Source organism: Exiguobacterium sp. s141 (assembly GCF_018618085.1).
GTDB classification, from domain to species: Bacteria; Bacillota; Bacilli; order Exiguobacteriales; family Exiguobacteriaceae; genus Exiguobacterium; species Exiguobacterium mexicanum_A.
Genome location: NZ_JACSLJ010000005.1, coordinates 186,631 through 193,604 on the forward strand (window position 1 = coordinate 186,631; position 6,974 = coordinate 193,604).

The 6,974-nt window shown below is 54.9% G+C and carries 7 protein-coding genes; 2 read left to right on the top strand and 5 right to left on the bottom strand.

All coding sequences use genetic code 11. The features are described 5' to 3' along the window. The first annotated feature begins 81 nt into the window (after positions 1–81). Entirely contained in the window at positions 82–981 is a 900-nt protein-coding gene (gene lipA / locus KNP74_RS11970) for a lipoyl synthase (RefSeq protein ID WP_276610418.1), read from the top strand. Between the two features lie 18 nt (positions 982–999). Then, positions 1,000–1,830 carry a lipoate--protein ligase family protein gene (locus tag KNP74_RS11975; protein ID WP_138858721.1) on the top strand — a complete coding sequence of 277 codons (831 nt, stop codon included), beginning with the start codon at positions 1,000–1,002 and terminating at the stop codon, positions 1,828–1,830. Between the two features lie 27 nt (positions 1,831–1,857). On the opposite strand, the gene amyS is transcribed toward KNP74_RS11975, so the two are convergent. The 5 genes from amyS to KNP74_RS12000 form a co-directional block, all read right to left on the bottom strand. Continuing rightward, positions 1,858–3,375: an alpha-amylase gene (amyS, locus tag KNP74_RS11980; protein ID WP_251130184.1), complete on the bottom strand. Its 1,518-nt coding sequence runs from the start codon at positions 3,373–3,375 to the stop codon at positions 1,858–1,860. A 198-nt stretch (positions 3,376–3,573) separates the two neighbouring features. Continuing rightward, a complete protein-coding gene (locus tag KNP74_RS11985; RefSeq protein WP_214764389.1) occupies positions 3,574–4,101 on the bottom strand; it encodes a DUF2812 domain-containing protein in 528 nt (175 codons plus the stop codon). Next, positions 4,098–4,430 (bottom strand): PadR family transcriptional regulator, encoded by a 333-nt coding sequence (locus tag KNP74_RS11990; protein WP_214764390.1) that lies wholly within the window; start codon positions 4,428–4,430, stop codon positions 4,098–4,100. Before KNP74_RS11990 ends, KNP74_RS11985 begins: the two co-directional genes overlap by 4 nt. 114 nt (positions 4,431–4,544) lie before the next feature. Then, positions 4,545–5,672 carry a YfbR-like 5'-deoxynucleotidase gene (locus KNP74_RS11995; protein WP_214764391.1) on the bottom strand — a complete coding sequence of 376 codons (1,128 nt, stop codon included), beginning with the start codon at positions 5,670–5,672 and terminating at the stop codon, positions 4,545–4,547. Next, the gene (locus tag KNP74_RS12000; RefSeq protein WP_214764392.1) at positions 5,672–6,703 is read right to left on the bottom strand and encodes an ion channel; all 1,032 of its coding nucleotides are present in this window, start codon (positions 6,701–6,703) and stop codon (positions 5,672–5,674) included. Before KNP74_RS12000 ends, KNP74_RS11995 begins: the two co-directional genes overlap by 1 nt. Positions 6,704–6,974: the final 271 nt, after the last annotated feature.

Sequence of the window (6,974 nt, forward strand, 5' to 3'; positions counted from 1 at the left end):
AATAATTTCGCTGGTTCGAATTCGGCCCCATCTTTGGTAAACTCATTCCGTTAGGGGTTAACTTTCACAAAGGGGGAAATCATCTTGGCACGAGGGGAAATCAAACGAAAGCCGGAATGGTTAAAGATTAAACTGAACACGAACGAGACATACACCGGTCTCAAAAACATGATGCGCGAGAAAAATCTACATACCGTCTGTGAGGAAGCGAAATGTCCGAACATCCACGAATGTTGGGCCGTCCGCCGTACGGCGACGTTCATGATTCTCGGAAGTATCTGTACGCGGGCTTGCCGCTTCTGCGCCGTCACGACAGGCAAACCGAACGAGCTCGACTGGGAAGAACCGAAACGCGTCGCCGAATCGGTCCGTCTCATGAATTTGAAGCACGTCGTCATCACGGCCGTCGCCCGCGACGACTTGAACGATTACGGGGCGATCGTCTTCGCCGAGACAGTCCGCGCTGTCCGTAGCATGAATCCGGAGACGTCAATCGAAGTGCTCCCGTCCGATATGATGGGTGACTTCTCGGCGCTCCAGACGCTTATCGATGCCGGACCGGACATCATGAACCACAACTTGGAGACGGTCCGCCGTTTGACGCCGAGAGTCCGCGCCAAAGCGACGTACGACCGGACGCTCGAATTTTTGAAACGGTCGAAAGAGCTGAACCCGGACATCCCGACGAAGTCGTCGATCATGGTCGGACTCGGCGAGACACGCGAAGAGTTGATTGAGGCGATGGATGACCTGCGGGCCCACCACGTCGATATCCTCACGCTTGGCCAATACTTGCAGCCGACGAAGAAGCATCTCGACGTCGAGCGTTACTACCATCCAGATGAGTTCGCCGAGTTGAAAGAGATCGCCTTGGCGAAAGGCTTCTCCCACTGTGAAGCCGGACCGCTCGTCCGTTCTTCATATCATGCGGACGAACAAGTCCACAAGGCGCGTCGTCATACGATGTTGCCAATCGACTAAGAGAAAGAAGAGACACATATGACTGGAACGACATGGCATTTGCTTCACACCGCCCCGCTGTCCCCGGCCGAGAACATGGCCATCGACGAGGCCATCGCCGGCTGGGTCGCACGCGGCGACATGAAACCGACACTCCGTTTTTACGCCTGGGCCCCGCACGCCATCAGCGTCGGGCGCTTCCAACGGGCGACGCGCGACCTCGACCGCGACGCGCTCGCGTTGAATGGCATCCCGGTCGTCCGCCGTTTGACCGGTGGGCGGGCCGTCTTGCACGCAGATGAACTGACGTATAGCGTCATCTTGCCGGAGACGATGCCGTCCTTGCCGACGAACGTCATCGAGAGCTATCGCCTCCTGACCGAAGGGGTGCGTCGCGGCTACCACGCGCTCGGCGTCCCGGCCGAATTCTCGGTACCATTGACCGAGGCAGACCGCGAGGCGCTCCGAAAACCGAAGTCGGCCGTCTGTTTTGACGCCGCTTCGTACTACGAGCTCGCCGTCGGCGGGAAAAAGATTGCCGGGAGCGCCCAAGTGCGCCACCAAGGCGCCGTCTTGCAACACGGGTCAATCCCATTGTCGATTGACGATGACGTCTTGTTCGACTGCTTCAATCTCGAGGCCGATGCGAAGGCGGAGGCGAAAGCCCGCTTTGGTGACAAGGCCGTCTCCTTGAACGAGACACTCGGACGACCGGTCGCCTTCGACGAGGTCGCGGCAGCGTTCACGGACGGGTTCCGTGACGCGTTCGATTTGACGTTCGAACCGCTGACGTTCACCGAGACGCAGCAACAAGAGATTCAGCAACTCGTCGCCAAGTACGAGAGTGACGAATGGGTCTGGAAACGCTAAAAAACGAGTCTCGCGACTCGTTTTTTCTTATTGTTGCGTATAGATGGAGACCGAACCACCATTGACAAAGAACTGGCCCCAGCCGTCGGCGTTGATCGTGACGAGACGGGAGTTGTTGTTCGTCATATCTTTCCATACCTCGCCGGCGTTCTGTTTGCCGACGTACATCCATTTCGAACCGCCCGGACCGTCCGATAGGATTGTCGCGAGACCCGATTTGGCGCGGTCGGTCACCCCTTCACGTGTCCAGCCGATGACGTCCTGATGATCGAGATAGTCATGCTGCGTCCCGTAGGCGAAGTCTTTTCGTGCCTTCAGAATCGGTTGGAGCGTGCCCGACATGTTCGGGATCTCACGGTTCGTCGTCCCTTTCGTTCCATAATAGTCCCCGTAGAAGAGGGCCGGATAGCCTTGACCGCGCGTCATGATCGTCGCGTAGGCGAGCGGTTTGAACCAGTTGGCGACCGTCGACTCGAGCGACTGGCCCGGCTGTGAGTCGTGGTTATCGACAATCGTCACGGACAGCGACGGATGCTGTTCGGTGACGGTGCCTTTCAAGATGTTTCGCATATCGTAATTCCCGCCGCCGTTACCAGCCGCTTGGAAGTTGTAATGGAGCGGCACATCGAAGACGGAATGCGTGTAGCCCGTCTTATACAGATAGTCGTTGATGGCACCGAGGTCGTTCTTCCAATACTCGGCGACCGTGAACATCTCTTTCCCGGTCGTCTGGCGCACGCTCGTCACCCACTCCTTCAAATACGAGTGGCTGATATGTTTGACCGCGTCCAACCGGAAGCCGTCGAGCCCGAGCGAGTCGGCGTACCATTTACCCCAGTTCTTCATCTCTTGGCGGACCTCAGGATGCTCGAAATCGACGTCGGCATACATAAGATAATCATAGTTGCCGTTCTCGTTCGACACGTCCGTGTCCCACGCCTTGCCCGTGCTCTTAAATTTATAGATGCGGCTCAAGCTGCGTGACTGATCCCAATCGGTGCCGTCAAAATGGTACCAGCGCCATTTGAATGGCGAGTATGTATTGTTGCGCCCCGCGAAGTTGAACCCGGTCCAGGCCGAGATGCCATACTCACCGGACGTTTCTTGGTTCCGGTTCGACGGATTGACCTCGATCGCCTGAACGGATTCGGTATAATCGGCCCCGCCCTTGTGATTCATGACGACGTCGCCGTACACACCGATCCCTTTACCGCGCAAGTTCGAGATGGCGGTCTGGAGCTGCGCTTTCGTCCCGTACTTCGTCCGGGTCGTCCCTTTTTGGTTGAATTCGCCGAGATCGTATAAATCGTACGCCCCATACCCGACATCGTTCTGTGACGTGCCTTTGTACGCCGGCGGAATCCACACCGTCGTCACCCCGATGTCTTTCAAGTGCTGCGAGTCATTCGATAGTCGGTTCCAATGCAGCCCGTCGTTCGGGACGTACCATTCAAAGTACTGCATCATCGTACCGTTTTGCGGCGTCGCCGCCTGTGCGACCGGTTGCCCGGCGAGCAGTGCAATCGCGGTGACACCAGCCGTCATCGCTAACCCTTTCCGTCTTTTACCCATGCCCGTTCCTCCTCTTCAAAATGAATGCAAGCGATTTCATTAATTATCATGCCCGATTCTATTTTGGTTGAATAGAGGATTTCCATAAAACAGTTCTCTGCACCTAACTATTTTTTTCTTGAATAGTTCAGTCGACCAAAACAAAACGGATGGCTTATGCCATCCGCCTAGTCATTCATTCCGTTCCAAACGTTTTCGCTTCACGAGGAAACCGAGATACGGGAGTCCTGTGAAGACGAGCCCGATGACGACAAGCGTCTGTAACACCAAAATGATGGCTTCCGCCGTCTGCGGCCAATCTAGTTGAAGCATGAACACAAATCCAAGTGATAACAGCAAGCAGATGAGCGCACCCCGCCCCATCGCACGCTCGACTTGCCCATATTTCTCTTGGGTCGTCTGGCGATCGGTATAGAGAGGTGTCGCGTCCGGACTGCCTTTGAATACGTGAATCTCATCACCGGTCGACGTCACGTGCTCCCACCCGCTCGCGGCGAACAGCTCAAAGTAATCCTCGTCAGGCTGTTTGCGATAATCGAGACTGTAGCGTACGTCCATCGGCTCCCCTTCGACGAGCGTATAGCCGAGCGGTGCGAACTTCTCTAAATGCCAGCCCCGGGCTGCCATCTCTCCTAGCTTTTTCATTTCTTTTTCTTCCGCGAACGCCAAGCCCCAACTCGACATATATTTCCGTTTCATCGGTGTACCTCCCCGTCTAAAATGAAGCGTGCATCATCAACGATTGTTTGCCGTCGTTTTACGTCTTCCTCCACGAGCGCGCGTCCTCGGCTCGTGATCACATAGCGTTTCTGCTTCCCGTCCCCGTCGATCGGCTCGATCAACTGGGCGTTCACGAGCTTCTTGATGATTGTGTACATCGACGCCGGACCGATCTTGATCCGTCCGTTCGTCAGCTCCTCGACGAACTGCATAATCAAATAACCGTGACGCGCCTCGGTCAAGGCGAGCAGGATATAGAGCATGCTGTCGGTCAATTCTCCGAGCTCGATCGTGTCATTGCGCGGCATCCCGCCACCTCCTATATCATTCATTGATATATCTTACCCTTAATATATATCGTTGAATGATATATGTCAATAAATGATATAAAAAAAGGCGCAGACAATTTGTCTGCGGCCTCCTTAACTGGTGACGTAATCTAAATCGTGCAAGATGTACGCCAAGAAGAACAACATGCTCGGGTTCTCATAACGCATCTGCACTTTACGGAGTTGCTCCCGATACGTGACCTCATATTCGGCCCCGTTCATCTTCCTCTCCATGTTCATCTTGATGAGCGCGTCGAGCTTGTCCATCATATCGACGAGCATGCCTTCATACGTGTCATCTTTCGAATCGGCCATATAGCGGCGGAACGCCGGCTGCATATAGTCTGGAAGGAGCGACAACAGTGCCTCGCTCTCAGCCCGTTCGTATGCCTCGAACGCCGTCCCGGTCTCGGCGGTCGAATGCTTTACCGGTCCGAGCACGTCCCCGGTCACCCCTTCGACGAGGTCGTGACAGAGAAGTCGGGCCGTCAGTTCGGCGACATCGACGTCGACATCATACTTCTCGCGCTCCAACAAGCCGCTGAACAGCCCGAGCGCGGCCGCCCGGAATCCATGGATGGCGTCGTTATCGTCGATCGTATTGAAACGGCCTTTCCACCGTCTTACACTGTCCATCCGCATGACGTTCTCGATGAACGTCGCCACGTCGGTCTCGGCCTCGACTTGTTCATAGAGCCAGCGGACCGATTCGAGCGGATGATTGCGCAGGGCTGCTTTCATCTCTTCAAGCTTCGCGACGAAATGGGGCGAGCCGTGTCCGACTTCCCGGCGGACGAACAGCATCGCGTCGAACGAATCGATTCCATCGACGAGCCGTCCTTCGAATGAGTCGTCCTCCGCCTCGACGAGGAAACGATAAAAATGCGGCCGGAGCGACTGCGACAACAACTCGACGAGTCCGAGACTCGCCGTCCGCTCCATCCGTTCGATATGTTCTTTGAGCGTCGATTCTTTTTTCGTCCGGTGCATGATTGGACCGGTCTGCACTTCGTTCATATCATGGAACAGCGCCTTGCCGAGCACGTCGAGCAAATTGACGTCCCGTCCATTGTTCTCTTCGTAGTACGCCGCGATCAAGCTGAAGACAGCGACGCGGAAACTGTGGCTTGCCGCATTGTCATGATAATGCGGCGCATACTCGTCCCAACGTTGCACGTTCTGCATACGTGTCATCTTGCGGATAAACGTTCCGTTATACATCAAATTCCCCCTTGGTTCAGTCGCTCCCACGAGTCATCGTGACAGACGACATACAACATATCGTTCGCTTGAAGCGGTGTATCGAGCACCGTCGCGTAATCGAGACGGTCGTTGACGGCGATTAACGTGACGCCTTGATGCAACAAGCTTTCCGCAGCGTCCCGGATGGTCGTCCATTCCGGTTTCGGCGCGAGCGCCTGGATGTTGCCGCCTGACTGTTTACTAAGCAGCTGACGGAAAATCGATGTCGTCCCCGGCTGCAGCGTCGCTTTCGCCATGAGGAGTGACACCGAGTCGTTCGCGAGAATAAAGTCGTCGATTCGGACGTGTTTGAATTTCGAGATGTTCCGTTCTTCGCACACCTCGACGACCGTATGCAAATCGACGCCGCGTTCAGACGAGAGCGCTTCGACCGCTGACGCGATGAGCAATGATTTCCCGTCGGCGAGGAGTGTCTCCGTGATGCGGGCATCCGCGAAGATGGCGACCCGGCGCGCCTTTAAAATATTGGCCTGCAAGAGCACGGACTCGTCCGACGCGTCACCGTGGACGAAGTGGACGTGATCGTGGTCGTACGGTTCTTGCTTCAACTGATCGATTAAGACGATCTCGGCCTTTGGCTCATAGACGAGCACTTCATCGATGGCCTTCTTTGTCTTCGGCGACCAGCCGATATAGACGTAATGTCCTTCTCCTCGATACATGAGCTTTCCCTCCCGTTTTAACCGTTGAAACGTCGCACCGACTTCAACGAGTTTTCCAATCAACGCCCCGATAATCCCAATCCCGAACAGGAACAAGAATATCCCGAGCCAACGTCCCGCGACCGATGTCGGAAAAAAGTCACCGTATCCGACGGTCGTGAGCGTCGTCATCGTCCACCAAAACGAGTCGAACATCGACGGGAACGTCTCGGGCTCGAGCACAAACCCGAGGACGGTACCGGTCAAGATGATGCCTAGCGATGCCAAGACGACGTTCAAAAACGATAATTTCGATAACCCGCGCCAGACACGAAAAAAGATATGCACAGAAAATTCCCTCCTTTTCCTATATACTAGAGACAACTTACTTGATTTACAGAATTTGCGAACGAGAAAGCCCACTGCTTCAGTGTGGGATGAACGTGAGCTTGATTTCGGAATTCCGCTAGTCGGAATTTCAGAGATCAACACGTGTGATCTTATCCCGAGAAAATGTATCGCTTAAATAGACAAAGTGATACGATAAACGTATGAACAACTATCGAAGAACCAACACCACCGTGTCGATGCTCCATTATCATTTCGTGTTCTGCCCGAG